Raw genomic sequence first — 13968 nt, forward strand, 5'->3', positions numbered from 1 at the left:
GCCTCCCACGGCGACACCGTGACCGTCGTCGGGGGGCCCCCCGCGCCCCCCGCGGGCGGCGCCCCCACATAGCCCGCCGCCCGGGGGCGCGCGGCGGGCGGCCCCCCGCCCCCCACCCGAGCAGGCGCCTCCCCCACCCCATCCACCCGCTACCTACGCCTCCTCGCAACCGACCTCCTGGACGAACTGGCAGACCTCCCCAGCACATTGACAGAAACAGAACCAACAGACCTCCCGTCGATCCTCTCCAGCGGCACCCCGCCGACGCAGGCGAGCGACACGCCCCCCACCCCTATCCCCACCGCCACCCACCGCACCCGCCTGCACGCCGCCTGGCTAGGCCGAGCAGCCGGCTGCCTCCTGGGCAAACCGGTCGAGAAACTCCCCCTCACCGGCATCCGCCAACTCGCCAAATCCACCGGCAACTGGCCCCTCACCACCTACTTCACCGCAAGGGGCGTCCCCCAGGCCCTCCTCACCGAACACCCCTGGAACCGCCGCTCCGCCCCCACCTCCCTCGCCGAGAACATCGACGGCATGCCCGAGGACGACGACCTCAACTACCCCCTCCTCAACCTCCTCCTGCTCCAACGCCACGGAAAAGCCTTCACCACCACCGACGTAGCCCGCCTCTGGCTGGACGAACTCCCCGCCGGCCGCACCTTCACCGCCGAACGCGTCGCCTACCGCAACCTCCTCACCGGCATCGAACCCCCGCACACCGCCCGCCACCGCAACCCCTTCCGCGAATGGATCGGCGCCCTGATCCGCGCCGACGTCCACGGCTGGACCAACCCCGGCGCCCCCGAGTCCGCCGCCGCCCAGGCCCACCGCGACGCCACCCTCACCCACACCGCGAACGGCGTCTACGCGGCCATGTTCACCGCCGCCACCATCGCGACCGCGGCCACCGGCACCGCCGACATCCACACCAGCCTGCGCACCGGCCTGACGGTGATCCCACCCCGCTCCCGGCTGGCCGAAGCCATCACCCACGCGATCCGACTGGCCGAAACCCACGACGACTTCGACACGGTCGTCGACGAACTCCACACCCGCCACGCCCCCTACCACTGGGTCCACGCCGTCCCCAACACCGCCCTGATCGCCGCCGCCCTCACCCACGCCGACGGCGACTTCACCGGCTCCATCTGCCGCGCGGTCTCCGGCGGCTGGGACACCGACTCCAACGGCGCCACCGCCGGCGGCATCGCCGCCCTGCTGGCCGGTTCCCCCACCGCGCTCCCCGACCGCTGGACCGCCCCCCTGAAGAACCGCCTCGCCACCTCCATCGCCGACTTCAACGGCACCGGCTTCGACACCCTGGCCGACCTCACCGCCGACCTCTCCCACTAGGAGACCCCCCACCCCATGTCCCCCACACCCCCCACCACCCCCCTCACCGGCCTCCGCGTCCTCGACCTCGCCACCCTCTTCGCCGGTCCCCTCGCCGCCACCCTCCTCGGCGACTTCGGAGCGGAGGTCATCAAGGTCGAGCACCCCACCCGCCCCGACCCCTCGCGCGGCCACGGCCCCTCGAAGGACGGCATCGGCCTGTGGTGGAAGTTCCTCGGCCGCAACAAACGCACGATCACCCTCGATCTCTCCCGCCCCGGCGGCCGACGCACCCTGCTGCGCCTCGCCGCCTCCGCCGATGTGATCATCGAGAACTTCCGCCCCGGCACCCTGGAGAAATGGGACCTGGGCTGGCCGGAACTGTCGGCCGCCAACCCCCGTCTGGTCCTCACCCGCGTCACCGGCTTCGGCCAGTTCGGCCCCTACGCCCACCGCCCCGGCTTCGGCACCCTCGCCGAGGCCATGAGCGGCTTCGCGGCGATCACCGGCGAGCCCGACGCGCCCCCGACCCTCCCGCCGTTCGGCCTCGCCGACTCCATCACCGGCCTGGCCACCGCGTACGCGGTGCTCACCGCGCTCGCCGCCCGCGACCGCACCGGACAGGGCCAGGTCGTGGACATGGCCCTCATCGAGCCGATCCTGACCGTCCTGGGCCCGCACCCCACCTGGTACGACCAGCTCGGCCACGTCCAGCCGCGCACCGGCAACCGCTCCGCGAACAACGCCCCCCGCAACACCTACCGCACCGCCGACGGCACCTGGGTCGCCGTCTCCACCTCGGCCCAGTCGGTCGCCGAGCGCGTGATGCGGCTGGTCGGCCGCCCCGACCTGATCGACGAACCCTGGTTCGCCACGGGCGCCGACCGGGCCCGCCACGCCGACCTCCTGGACGAGGCCGTCGGCTCCTGGATCGCCGCCCGCCCCCGCGCGGAGGTCCTCGCCGCCTTCGAGAAGGCGGAGGCGGCCATCGCCCCCATCCAGGACGTACGGGATGTGATGACCGACCCGCAGTACACGGCCCTGAACACCATCACCACCGTCGACGACCCCGACCTCGGCCCCCTGCGCATGCAGAACGTCCTCTTCCGCCTCTCTCAGACCCCCGGCGCCATCCGCTGGGCCGGCCGCCCGCACGGCGCCGACACCGACACCGTCCTCACCGACCTGGGCCTCACCCCCGCCGACCTCACCGCCCTACGCGCCGAGGGCGCCGTATGACCCGCGAGATCCCTGGAACCCCTGTACCCCCACTGACCTGGCTGTACGTTCCCGGCGACCGCCCGGAGAGAGTCGCCAAGGCCCTCGCCTGCGGCGCCGACGTCGTGGTGATCGACCTGGAGGACGCGGTCGCGCCCGACCGCAAGGAGTACGCCAGGGCCGCCACCGCCGAGCTGCTGGCCGACCCGCCACCGGTCCCGGTGCACGTCCGGGTGAACGCCCTCGACGGTCCCTGGGCCGCCCTGGACCTCAAGGCCCTGGCCGCCCTTCCCGGCCTCGCGGCGCTGCGCCTGCCGAAGGTCACCGCACCGGCCCAGCTCGTCCGGATCGCCGGGACCACCGCCGCCGAAGGACGGACCCCGCCCCTCCATCCCCTCCTGGAATCGGCCCTCGGTATCGAACACGCCTACGCCATCGCCACCGCCCACCCGGCGGTGGCCGGGCTCGCCCTGGGCGAGGCGGACCTCCGCGCCGATCTCGGCGTCCGTGACGACACCGCTCTCGACTGGCCCCGCTCCCGGATCGTCGTGGCGGCCCGGGCAGCCGCCCTGCCGCCCCCGCCCCAGTCGGTCCACCCCGACACCCGCGACCTGACCGGCCTGGCCGCCACCTGCGCGCACGGCCGCGCCCTGGGTTTCCTGGGCCGCGCCGCCATCCACCCCCGCCAGCTCCCGGTCATCGCCCGCGCCTACCTCCCCACCCCCGAGGAGATCGAGCAGGCGCAGGCGATCGCCGAGGCGGCGGCCCGGCGGACGGGCGCCCAGTCCCTCCCCGACGGCACCTTCATCGACCCGGCGGTCACGGCCCAGGCCCACCGCACCCTGTCCCTGGCCCACCGCCGCTAGCCCACCGCCCGCGCACGACGAAGGGCGCCCTGGAATCCCGGGGCGCCCTGACCGTCGTAGGACCTGCTGTCAGATCCTCTTCAGCTCGTCTTCAGCTCTTCTTCAGCTCTTCTTCAACCGATCGCCGGAGGCGTCGGCGGCGACCTCTTCCCTGCCGTCGGACCCCTCCGAAGCACTCTCCGAGTCATCCTTCGAGGCATCCTCGGACGCGTCCTCGGAAGCCGTGTCCCGCGGACCCTTGCCCTCGGCGTCGCTCGCTCCGGCGGCGGCCTCCCCGGCCTCACCGGGTCCGTCCCCGTCGGACGCGCCCGGCTCGACGATCTCCTCCCGGCCCGGCCGCTTCTTCGCCGAGACGACGATGTAGACCACCGCGAGGACGAACACCACCAGCGCGGTCCAGTTGTTCAGCCGCAGGCCGAGGATGTGGTGGGCGTCGTCGACGCGCAGGTACTCGATCCAGAAGCGGCCCGCGCAGTACGCGGCGACATACAGGGCGAAGGCCCGGCCGTGGCCCAGCTTGAAGCGCCGGTCGGCCCAGATGACCAGCACGGCGACGCCGACGCACCACAGGGACTCGTACAGGAACGTCGGCTGGTAGTAGCCGGGGACCCGGCCGTCCGCCGAGGACGTGATGTGCAGCGCCCACGGGAGGTCGCTCTCGCGTCCGTACAGCTCCTGGTTGAACCAGTTGCCCCAGCGGCCGATCGCCTGGGCGAGGGCGATTCCGGGGGCGACGGCGTCGGCGTAGGCGGGCAGCGGGATGCCCCGGCGGCGGCAGCCGATCCAGGCACCGACCGCGCCGAGCGCGATCGCGCCCCAGATACCGAGGCCGCCCTCCCAGATCTTGAAGGCGTCGACCCAGTCACGGCCCTCGCTGAAGTACAGCTCGTAGTCCGTGATCACGTGGTAGAGCCGGCCGCCGATCAGGCCGAAGGGCACCGCCCAGACCGCGATGTCGGCCACGGTGCCGGCCCGGCCGCCGCGGGCGATCCAGCGCCGGTTGCCGAGCCAGACGGCCACGAAGACACCGGCGATGATGCAGAGCGCGTAGCCGCGCAGCGGAATGGGGCCGAGATACAGCACTCCGCGCGACGGGCTGGGGATGTAGGCAATTTCCATGGCAAGGACGACGCTACCGTGCCGGACGGGCCGCACGGCAAGCCGCTCCGGCTACGGGTGCATAACAGGCGGGCGCCCGGCCCGGCCGCCCGCCGCCGGATCAGCCCTTGTCGGCCTCCTGCACCAGCTGCTTCAGCTTGGCCGGGGTCATGGTCTGGTCCTGGTAGATGTTGGTGCCGTTGAGCAGGACGGTCGGGGTGCCGGTGAAGCCGCCGCTGCTGAAGGCGGCGTTGGATTTGTCCACCCAGGCGTCGTGCGTGCCGTCCTGGACACAGGTGCGGAAGGCCGGGGTGTCGAGGCCGTCGACCTTCCCGGCCAGCTCGATCAGCTTGGCGTTGTCGGCGAAGGCGTCATCGGTCTCGGGCGGCTGATTGTCGAACAGCACGTCGTGGTACGCGGTGAACTTGCCGGCGTCCTGGGCGCAGGCGGCGGCGTTGGCGGCCTTGCGGGAGCCGGTGCCGCCCATGTTGCCGTCGATGATCGTGGCCAGGTGGTACTCGACCTTGAGCTGGCCTGCGGTCGTCAGCTCGTGGATGGTCTGGCGGTAGGTCGTCTCGAAGGACTTGCAGGCCGGGCAGCGGAAGTCCTCCCAGACGGTGAGCGTCGACTTGGCGCTCTGCTCGCCGACCGGGATGGCCAGGCCGTCCTCGCCCTGGGCGCCGGAGGGGGCGACCACCGGGCCCGCGCTGCCGCCGGTGTCCTTTCCCGCGTTGGCGGCGACCACGCCGATCACCGCCGCCAGGCCCAGCACACAGACCACGCTCGCACCGACGATCAGGGTGCGCCTGCGCCGGTCCACGGCCTTCTGCTTCTCGCGCTCCACCGCCAGCCGCTCACGGGCGGTGCGCTTTCCGTCACGGTTCTTCTCGCTCACACCCCGGAAACGAACCGGGGAGGCGCGCCGCGCCTCCCCGGCCCCAGGTCCACCCGTTCGAGTGACCTGGCACGATTCCGGCAGGAATGGGACAGGGATCTGGCAGGAAAAATCCCGCTATCCCCTGCCGGTCAGGGCGGCCGAGGCGGCCCGACCGAGGGCAGCCCCACGGCCGACTCCGGCGGCCCCGCACCCGCCCTCGCACGCCCCGCACCCGCCCACGTACGCCCTACGCCTGCCCGCGCACGCCCTTCGCCAGTTCCCCGGCGAGTTCCCGGACCGCCGCGATGGCGGCCGGGTGGTCCGGCGCGTCCAGCATCCGCTTGACGAAGGCCGAGCCGACGATCACGCCGTCGGCGAAGCCCGCCACCTCGGCGGCCTGGGCCGCGTCGGAGACGCCGAGGCCGACACAGACCGGCAGGTCGGTGGTGGCGCGGGTGCGCCCGACCAGGGTCTCGGCCTGGGCGCCCACGGACGCGCGGGTGCCGGTGACGCCCATCAGCGAGGCGGCGTAGACGAAGCCGCTGCCCGCCGCGGTGATCTCGGCGAGCCGCGCGTCCTTGCTGCTGGGCGCGACGACGAAGACGGTCGCCAGGCCGTGCTTCTCGGCGTGCTCGCGCCACAGCGCGGACTCCTGGACCGGCAGATCGGGCAGGATGCAGCCCGCGCCGCCCGCCTCGGCCAGCTCCGCCGTGAACCGCTCGACGCCGTAGCGGTCGATCGGGTTCCAGTACGTCATGACCAGGATCGGCTTTCCGGTGGCCCGGTGGGCCTCGCGGACCGTGCGCATCACATCGGCGATCCGCACACCGCCGCGCAGGGCGATGTCGTCGGCGGTCTGGATGACCGGGCCGTCGAGCACGGGGTCGCTGTGCGGCAGCCCGACCTCCACGACATCGGCGCCGCCGTCGAGCACGGCCCGGATCGCCTCGATACCGCCGTCCACGGTCGGGAACCCGGCCGGAAGATAGGCGATCAGCGCGGACCGGCCCTCCGCCTTCGCGGCGGCGAGGGTGTCCGTCAGCAACTGGATGTTCCCGCTGCTCCCACTGCTCCCGCTCACTTGGCGTCCCCTTCGATCTCGGCGGTGTCGGCGGCGTCCGCGGCCACCTCGGCGTCGGCGTCGGTGTCGTACAGCCCGAAGTAGCGGGCGGCGGTGTCCATGTCCTTGTCGCCGCGTCCGGACAGATTGACCACGATCAGGCTGCCCTTGCCCAGCTCCCTGCCGACCTCCAGGGCCCCGGCGAGCGCGTGCGCGCTCTCGATCGCCGGGATGATGCCCTCGGTCCGCGACAGCAGGCGCAGCGCCTGCATGGCCGCGTCGTCGGTGACCGCGCGGTACTCGCCGCGCCCGCTGTCGCGCAGGTAGGAGTGCTCCGGGCCGACGCCCGGGTAGTCCAGTCCGGCGGAGATCGAGTACGGCTCGGTGATCTGGCCCTCGTCGTCCTGGAGGACGTACGAGCGTGAACCGTGCAGGATGCCGGGCTCCCCGGCGGTGAGCGTGGCCGCGTGCTCGCCGGTTTCGACGCCGTGCCCGGCGGGCTCGCAGCCGATGAGGCGGACGCCCTCGTCGGGGATGAAGGCGTGGAACAGGCCGATGGCGTTGGAGCCGCCGCCGACGCAGGCGATGGCGGCGTCCGGGAGCCGTCCGGCGCGCTCCAGGAGCTGGCGGCGGGCCTCGACGCCGATGACCCGGTGGAAGTCGCGGACCATGGCGGGGAAGGGGTGCGGGCCGGCCACCGTACCGAAGAGGTAGTGGGTGTGGTCGACGTTGGCGACCCAGTCCCGGAACGCCTCGTTGATGGCGTCCTTGAGGGTGCGGCTGCCGGACTTCACGGAGATGACCTCGGCGCCGAGCATCCGCATCCGGGCGACGTTCAGTGCCTGGCGCTGGGTGTCGATCTCACCCATGTAGATCGTGCAGTCGAGGCCGAACAGGGCGCAGGCGGTGGCCGTGGCGACGCCGTGCTGTCCGGCGCCGGTCTCGGCGATCACCCGGGTCTTGCCCATCCGCCGGGTGAGCAGGGCCTGGCCGAGGACGTTGTTGATCTTGTGGGATCCGGTGTGGTTGAGGTCCTCGCGCTTGAGGTAGACGGTCGCGCCACCGGCGTGTTCGGCGAACCTGGGCACCTCGGTGAGCGCCGACGGCCGGCCGGTGTAGTTGACCAGCAGATCGTCCAGCTCGCGGGCGAACTCCGGGTCGTGCTTGGCCTTGTCGAACTCGACGGCGACCTCGTCCACGGCGGCGACGAGGGCCTCCGGGATGAATGTGCCGCCGAAGGCGCCGAAGTAGCCCTCGGCGCTGGGGATGTGACCCTCCGGGTCAGGGATGAAGTAGTCGCTGGGCATGCCAGTACCTCACGGTGAGTGTGTGGGAAATGCACTAGTCGCCGTGGGAGCGGGGGTGGTGTGTCGGCCGCGTGCCGCCGGTGGCGGGTCGCGCCCGCGCGGCGGTGGCCGCCTCTCGATCAGGACCCCGCGCCCCTGGGGCGTGTCCGCGAAGTGGCGTCGTCCGCCCGCGGGGGGCGGGGCTCGCGACACCCGGTGCCGTGCGCCGCGAGGCGGAGAGCCTCAGCGGGAACGCGGTGCCAGGTGTCGCCGGCCGGACGGGATTTCACGGACGCGCCCCTGAAGGGCGCGCTGCCATCGGCGGCCGTTCACCTGGCCCGGCTCGTCGCCGATGACGTACCGCACCCTGCGGCCGTGGACCCGCCTCGCCGGGGCGCGGCAGCCCCGTGGACGGCAACCGCGCGCGAGGCGCGCGTGCCGGTCCACGGTGGTCACGGTGAGAGTCATCGGGCGTCAGCCTACCGGGGGTCAGCCCCGGCCATGGCGCAGTGCCGGGTGTTCGCCCGCCGCGACCAGGTCGGCCACCGCGGACTTGGGGTCGCGGCCGGTGACCAGGGACTCGCCGACCAGGACGGCGTCGGCGCCGTCGTTGGCGTAGGCGATCAGGTCGTGCGGGCCGCGGACGCCGGACTCGGCGACCTTGACCAGGCCGGCCGGGATCTCGGGGGCGACGCGCGCGAAGGTGCCGCGGTCGACGTCCAGGGTCTTGAGGTTGCGCGCGTTGACGCCGATGACCTTGGCTCCCGCGTCGACCGCCCGCTCGACCTCGTCCTCGTCGTGGACCTCGACGAGCGGGGTGAGCCCGATGGACTCGGCGCGCTCGATCAGCGACTCCAGGGCGGGCTGGTCCAGGGCGGCGACGATCAGCAGCGCGAGATCGGCGCCGTACGCGCGGGCCTCCCACAGCTGGTACGAGGTGACGATGAAGTCCTTGCGCAGCACGGGGATGTCCACCCGCGCGCGGACGGCCTCCAGATCGGCCAGCGAGCCGCCGAAGCGGCGCTGTTCGGTGAGGACGGAGATGACGGCCGCGCCGCCCGCCTCGTAGTCGGCGGCCAGTCCCGCCGGGTCGGCGATCGCGGCGAGCGCGCCCTTGGAGGGGCTGGAGCGCTTGACCTCGCAGATGACCTTGACGCCCTCGCCCCGGAGCGCGGCGACACCGTCCCGGGCTGCGGGAGCCTTCGCCGCGCGCTCCTTCAACTCGTCGAGGCTGACGCGCGCCTGCCGCTCCGCGAGGTCGGCACGGACTCCGTCGATGATCTCGTCGAGCACACTCACGCGAGCGGCCCCCTTCCAGACGGTTCGGGCTTCGGTCCTCGCCCTGCGGGCCGCTGCGGCCCGGGGACGGAAACCGGTGGTCATAGCGATGGTATCCGCAGGAAGGCGTAGGCCCCGAATCAGGTTGACGCCGGTCCCACTACCTGGACGGACAGTAAATGATCAAGGATGCAACCAGCCACCGAAGGGCAAGTTCCGGACAACCGTGAAAACCAGCAGCGCGGCGCCCGCCGCCCACAGCCAGGCCGGATGCGGGTCGATGTGCATCGGCCGCCCGCGCGCCGCGCGAACCACCCAGACGGTCCACACGACGGCGAAGAAGGCGTAGCCGAGGACCGCGGCGGCGTTCGCCTGGAAGGCGGTGGCGAGATCGCCGTGGGCGACGGCGTACGCGCTGCGCAGACCGCCGCAGCCGGGGCAGTAGATGCCGCTGTACTGGAGCAGCGGACAGGCGGGATAGTGGCCGGGCTCGTTGGGGTCGACGGCACCGACATAGGCGAAGGCGGCCCCGAGGGCCACGATCACCCCGACGGGGGTGGCGAGCCGCCGGGCCACGGAGGCGGGAGCGGCTGCGGCACCAGGGGCGGGGGCGGGATTCACGCGCGGGCTGTCGGCGGTCACGCCTCGCATTGTGCCGCGCGGGGCGACCGGACGCCCCCTCGGTGCGGATGCGTGGGGGCTGGTCGCGCAGTTCCCCGCGCCCCTGAGGGGGTTGGGGTGGAGGGCGCTCGTGGGGGGGGGCGGCGATGTCCTCGGCAGGTGAGCGGGGGTCAGCCGTGACGCCTCAGGGGCGCGGGGAACTGCGCGACCAGCCACCGACTACCCGCACCCGGCCAACCACCTCCGCCGGCCCCCACCCCGTACGACGGGTCAGCTCTCCGCAGGAACCGGCTCGCGGGTCACGGCGGGCCGCTTGGCGGGCGCGACCTGCACCATCTTGAGCGGCTTCTTCTTCGGCAGGCCCAGGCCCATCGCGCGCATGATGCCGCCGACCGCGCCGCCGAGGAGGGTGATCGCCATGCCGCCCCAGAAGCCGAGCGGGTTGTCGGCCACCATGAAGACGCCCGCCACGCAGAACCCGATGAACACGATGCCGGCACCCGTCCATGCGGCCGGGGTGTGACCGTGGCTGCTGTCCGCCATTGCTTTGCTCCTCGTTGCTGTGCGTGGGCTGTGTGCGTGTCGAGCGGGACGCTCTCGCTCCATTGTCCCGTACCCGCGCGCGTGCGGGACGCGGGGGTCGGCCCGGATCGTGTCCCGTTCGCCACATCGGGACCTGCGGCCCGGGACGAAGGTCCCTAGGGTTTGTCGCCGCCCGTGGGGTCCTCGCCGCGGTCCAGGGCCTTCCAGAGGTCCTCGGGGCGGTCGGGGTCGAGCGGGGCGGGGGCCCGGCGGGGGGCGCCGGCGCGCTCGTAGCGGCCGGACATGGCGGGCCAGAAGCGGCCGTAGCGCAGAGCGAGGAGTCCGGCCAGCAGGATGAGGGCGCCGCCGACAGCGGCGGCGTAGGGCCACGCGGTGTGGCTGAGGGAGCCGACGGTGGCGGCGGTGTCGCCGGACGCCTGGGCGGCCTTCTCGTCGAGGGCGGCGCTGTCGGAGGCGCCGAGCAGCGCGGCGGCGAGGGTGCCGGCGCCGGACAGGGCGAGCAGGGCGGCGACCGCGTAGCGACCGGTGCGGCGGACGGCGAAGACGGCGACCATGGCGGCGAGTCCCACTATGGCCAGCGCCGCGGGCACGCCCGTGACATCGCTGCCGCTGGCGGTGAGCGGGAAGTCGCCGCCGGCCACGGTGGCGGTGCCCGCCGACCACTGCTGCCGGGTGGCCAGCAGCGCCACGGCCGCGCCGAGCGCGCCGAACATCAGGGCGAGGGCGAGGCTGAGCCGGCCGGCCCGGAGGGAGCCGACGGCCACGGTGCGGGGGTGAGGTACGGCAGTCACGTACTCCACTATCGCTTGCCTCCCCCGCCCCGTGTCACGCGGGGTTCACGTGAGAAGCGCCCTATTGTGCGAGCCGGTTCGCCGTATGGACCGCGCGGAGCACCGCCGCGGCCTTGTTGCGGCACTCCTGGTCCTCGGCGACCGGGTCGGAGTCGGCGACGATCCCGGCGCCCGCCTGGACGTAGGCGGTGCCCTCGCGGAGCAGGGCGGTGCGGATGGCGATGGCGGTGTCCGAGTCGCCCGCGAAGTCCAGGTAGCCCACGCAGCCGCCGTACAGGCCGCGCCGGGAGGGTTCGAGTTCGTCGATGATCTGCATGGCGCGGGGCTTGGGGGCGCCGGAGAGGGTGCCCGCGGGGAAGCAGGCGGTGAGCACGTCGAAGGCGGTGCGGCCGGCGGCGATCCGGCCGGTGACCGTGGAGACGATGTGCATGACGTGCGAGTAGCGCTCGACGGACATGAAGTCGACGACCTCGACGGAACCGGGCTCGCAGACCCGCCCCAGGTCGTTGCGGCCCAGGTCGACGAGCATCAGGTGCTCGGCGCGCTCCTTGGGGTCGGCGAGCAGTTCGTCGGCGAGGGCCTGGTCCTCCTGCGGGGTCGCGCCCCGGTGCCGGGTCCCGGCGATGGGGTGCACCATGGCCTGTCCGTCCTCGACCTTGACGAGCGCCTCGGGGCTGGAGCCGACGACATCGAAGCCGTCGAAGCGGAAGAGGTACATGTACGGCGACGGGTTCGTGGCGCGCAGGACCCGGTACACGTCCAGCGCGCTCGCCGTGCACGGCGTCTCGAAGCGCTGGGAGGGGACCACCTGGAACGCCTCTCCGGCCCGGATGCGCTCCTTGATGTCGTCGACGGCCGCCCGGAAGTCGGGGCCGCCCCACAACGCGGTGTACTCGGGCAGCTCCGAGGGCGGCAGCACGGCGGGCGGCTGGGCGACCGCGCGGCCGAGGTCGGCCTCCATGGCGTCCAGCCGGGCCACCGCGTCGGCGTACGCCTCGTCCACGCCCGTGTCGAGGTCGTTGTGGTTGATCGCGTTGGCGATCAGCAGGACGGAGCCCTCCCAGTGGTCCATGACGGCGAGATCGCTGGTCAGCAGCATGGTCAGCTCGGGCAGCCGGAGGTCGTCGCGGTCGCCGGGGCCGATCTTCTCCAGGCGGCGCACGATGTCGTACCCGAGATAGCCGACCATGCCGCCGGTGAAGGGTGGCAGGCCGTCCTGGTGGGGGGTGTGCAGGGCCTCGATGGTGGCGCGCAGGGTGGCGAGCGGGTCGCCGTCGGCGGGGACGCCCGCGGGCGGTGTGCCCAGCCAGTGGGTGCGGCCCTCGCGCTCGGTGAGGGTGGCGGCGCTGCGGACGCCGACGAAGGAGTAGCGCGACCACTGGAACGCCGTCCGGCCGTTCTCCGCGGACTCCAGCAGGAAGGTGCCGGGGCGTTCGGCGGCGAGCTTGCGGTAGAGGGCGACCGGGGTGTCGCCGTCGGCCAGCAGCTTGCGGGTGACCGGGATGACCCGGCGGTCGGAGGCGAGCTTGCGGAACGTGTCGAGGTCCATGGCGGCCGACCCTACTGATCCGCGCCCGGTACGCCGGAATCGGCGCCGGTGCCGTCCTTGAGGAGCACGTCCGCGTCGAAGCAGGTCCGCGCGCCCGTGTGGCAGGCGGCGCCCACCTGGTCGACCTGGACCAGGACGGTGTCCGCGTCGCAGTCCAGGGCGACCGACCTCACCCACTGGAAGTGGCCGGAGGTGTCGCCCTTGACCCAGTACTCCTGGCGGCTGCGCGACCAGTAGGTGCAGCGGCCGGTGGTCAGGGTGCGGTGCAGCGCCTCGTCGTCCATCCAGCCCAGCATCAGCACCTCACCGGTGTCGTACTGCTGGGCGATGGCGGGCAGGAGCCCGTCCGCGCTGCGCTTGAGGCGGGCGGCGATCTCGGGGTCGAGGCCGCTGGGCCCGCTGGGGGACGGCGTACTGGTCATGCCAGCCATTGTGCCGCGCGCGGGCGGCGACCGAGGGTGTCTGTCCGGTGACCGGACACGGTGGGGTGGCCCCAGCGGGATCGTGGGGTGTCGCAGGCGCGCGGGGCCACCCGCGCGCGTGCGTCCGCTGGGCGTTGTCGGTGCCCGGTCGTAGGCTGAACGCATGTCGACCTTTGCCAAGCGTGAACGGCTTCTGCTCGCAGATCTCTTGGAGACCACCGGTCCGGACGCCCCCACTCTGTGCGAGGGCTGGACCACCCGTGATCTCGCCGCGCACGTGGTGGTGCGCGAGCGCCGCCCCGATGCCGCCGGCGGCATCCTGATCAAGCAGCTCGCGTCGCGCCTGGACAAGGTGATGGAGGAGTTCACGGCGAAGCCGTACGAGGAGCTGATCCAGCTCATCCGTACCGGTCCGCCGCGTTTCTCCCCGTTCTCCCTGAAGCAGATCGACGAGGCGTCCAACACCGTCGAGTTCTACGTCCACACCGAGGACGTCCGGCGCGCCCAGCCCGACTGGACCGCCCGGGAGCTGGACACGGTGTTCCAGGACGCCCTGTGGTCCCGTCTGGAGCGCACGGCCCGGCTGATGGGCCGCACCGCACCCACTGGCCTGGTGCTGCGCCGCCCCGACGGCCAGACCGCGATCGCCCACAAGGGCGCCCCCGTGGTCACCGCCACGGGCGAGCCCTCCGAGCTGCTCCTGTTCGTCTGTGGACGCCAGGGCGCGGCCAGGGTGGCCCTGGAGGGCGAGGAGAGCGCCATCGCGAAGCTCCGGGAGGCCAAACAGCTGGGGATCTGAGCGGCGGAGGCGGGGGGTACTTCACCCCCGTACGACCTCCGCGGCGGACCGCAGGAGTGCCCCCACCCCCGTACGGCACCTGGGACGCACACGGTCCGCGCGGCAGACGCAGTAGGGCGCCTCGCGTCCCCGTGCGGCCCCTGGGGCGGGCGTAGGGGGCGCGGCGGCCTCTCTCCCACACAGGCCCCCGCGCAGGCGCGGGAGGGCACCTCACACCCCGTACGC

14 protein-coding genes and 1 pseudogene are annotated in these 13968 nt (G+C 73.1%); 4 read left to right on the top strand and 11 right to left on the bottom strand.

Going from position 1 to position 13968, the window contains the following annotated elements:
- Window positions 1-101 precede the first annotated feature (101 nt).
- The 3 genes and pseudogenes from ACFXAZ_RS01670 to ACFXAZ_RS01680 form a co-directional block, all read left to right on the top strand.
- A pseudogene (locus tag ACFXAZ_RS01670) lies at window positions 102-1356 on the top strand (ADP-ribosylglycohydrolase family protein); the annotation flags it as partial.
- A gap of 15 nt (window positions 1357-1371) precedes the next feature.
- Complete coding sequence (locus ACFXAZ_RS01675) at window positions 1372-2574, top strand: CaiB/BaiF CoA transferase family protein (RefSeq protein ID WP_384583401.1); 1203 nt, start codon at window positions 1372-1374, stop codon at window positions 2572-2574.
- On the top strand, window positions 2571-3419 hold the full coding sequence (locus ACFXAZ_RS01680) for an HpcH/HpaI aldolase/citrate lyase family protein (RefSeq protein ID WP_384583404.1): 849 nt from the start codon (window positions 2571-2573) through the stop codon (window positions 3417-3419). The genes ACFXAZ_RS01675 and ACFXAZ_RS01680 overlap by 4 nt, the downstream gene beginning before the upstream one ends.
- Window positions 3420-3521: 102 nt before the next feature.
- Here the strand turns inward: ACFXAZ_RS01680 and lgt are convergent, their stop codons facing one another.
- The 11 genes from lgt to hisI form a co-directional block, all read right to left on the bottom strand.
- Complete coding sequence (gene lgt, locus ACFXAZ_RS01685) at window positions 3522-4538, bottom strand: prolipoprotein diacylglyceryl transferase (protein ID WP_384583407.1); 1017 nt, start codon at window positions 4536-4538, stop codon at window positions 3522-3524.
- 100 nt (window positions 4539-4638) lie between these two features.
- On the bottom strand, window positions 4639-5412 hold the full coding sequence (locus ACFXAZ_RS01690) for a DsbA family protein (protein WP_384583410.1): 774 nt from the start codon (window positions 5410-5412) through the stop codon (window positions 4639-4641).
- 229 nt (window positions 5413-5641) lie between these two features.
- A complete protein-coding gene (gene trpA / locus ACFXAZ_RS01695; RefSeq protein WP_384583413.1) occupies window positions 5642-6475 on the bottom strand; it encodes a tryptophan synthase subunit alpha in 834 nt (277 codons plus the stop codon).
- Window positions 6472-7761 carry a tryptophan synthase subunit beta gene (trpB, locus tag ACFXAZ_RS01700; protein ID WP_384583416.1) on the bottom strand — a complete coding sequence of 430 codons (1290 nt, stop codon included), beginning with the start codon at window positions 7759-7761 and terminating at the stop codon, window positions 6472-6474. The genes trpA and trpB overlap by 4 nt, the downstream gene beginning before the upstream one ends.
- A 222-nt stretch (window positions 7762-7983) precedes the next feature.
- Window positions 7984-8208, bottom strand: coding sequence for a tryptophan biosynthesis modulator TrpM (gene trpM / locus ACFXAZ_RS01705; protein WP_384583419.1), 225 nt, complete (start codon window positions 8206-8208; stop codon window positions 7984-7986).
- 21 nt (window positions 8209-8229) lie between these two features.
- Window positions 8230-9039, bottom strand: a complete 810-nt coding sequence (gene trpC / locus ACFXAZ_RS01710; protein ID WP_384583422.1) for an indole-3-glycerol phosphate synthase TrpC — start codon at window positions 9037-9039, stop codon at window positions 8230-8232.
- Window positions 9040-9201: 162 nt separating this feature from the next.
- Window positions 9202-9669: a DUF2752 domain-containing protein gene (locus ACFXAZ_RS01715; protein ID WP_384583425.1), complete on the bottom strand. Its 468-nt coding sequence runs from the start codon at window positions 9667-9669 to the stop codon at window positions 9202-9204.
- Between the two features lie 240 nt (window positions 9670-9909).
- Window positions 9910-10182: an HGxxPAAW family protein gene (locus tag ACFXAZ_RS01720; protein WP_384583428.1), complete on the bottom strand. Its 273-nt coding sequence runs from the start codon at window positions 10180-10182 to the stop codon at window positions 9910-9912.
- Window positions 10183-10337: 155 nt separating this feature from the next.
- Window positions 10338-10982 carry a TIGR02234 family membrane protein gene (locus tag ACFXAZ_RS01725; RefSeq protein ID WP_384583431.1) on the bottom strand — a complete coding sequence of 215 codons (645 nt, stop codon included), beginning with the start codon at window positions 10980-10982 and terminating at the stop codon, window positions 10338-10340.
- A 52-nt stretch (window positions 10983-11034) separates the two neighbouring features.
- Window positions 11035-12522, bottom strand: coding sequence for an anthranilate synthase component I (locus ACFXAZ_RS01730; RefSeq protein WP_384583434.1), 1488 nt, complete (start codon window positions 12520-12522; stop codon window positions 11035-11037).
- Between the two features lie 11 nt (window positions 12523-12533).
- Entirely contained in the window at window positions 12534-12944 is a 411-nt protein-coding gene (gene hisI, locus ACFXAZ_RS01735) for a phosphoribosyl-AMP cyclohydrolase (protein WP_384583436.1), read from the bottom strand.
- Between the two features lie 163 nt (window positions 12945-13107).
- Here hisI and ACFXAZ_RS01740 point away from each other — a divergent pair, with 163 nt between their 5' ends.
- Window positions 13108-13743 carry a TIGR03085 family metal-binding protein gene (locus tag ACFXAZ_RS01740; protein WP_384583439.1) on the top strand — a complete coding sequence of 212 codons (636 nt, stop codon included), beginning with the start codon at window positions 13108-13110 and terminating at the stop codon, window positions 13741-13743.
- The last annotated feature ends 225 nt before the right edge of the window (window positions 13744-13968 follow it).

Origin of the sequence: Streptomyces sp. NPDC059477, from assembly GCF_042749375.1 — a bacterium.
Classification (GTDB): domain Bacteria; phylum Actinomycetota; class Actinomycetes; order Streptomycetales; family Streptomycetaceae; genus Streptomyces.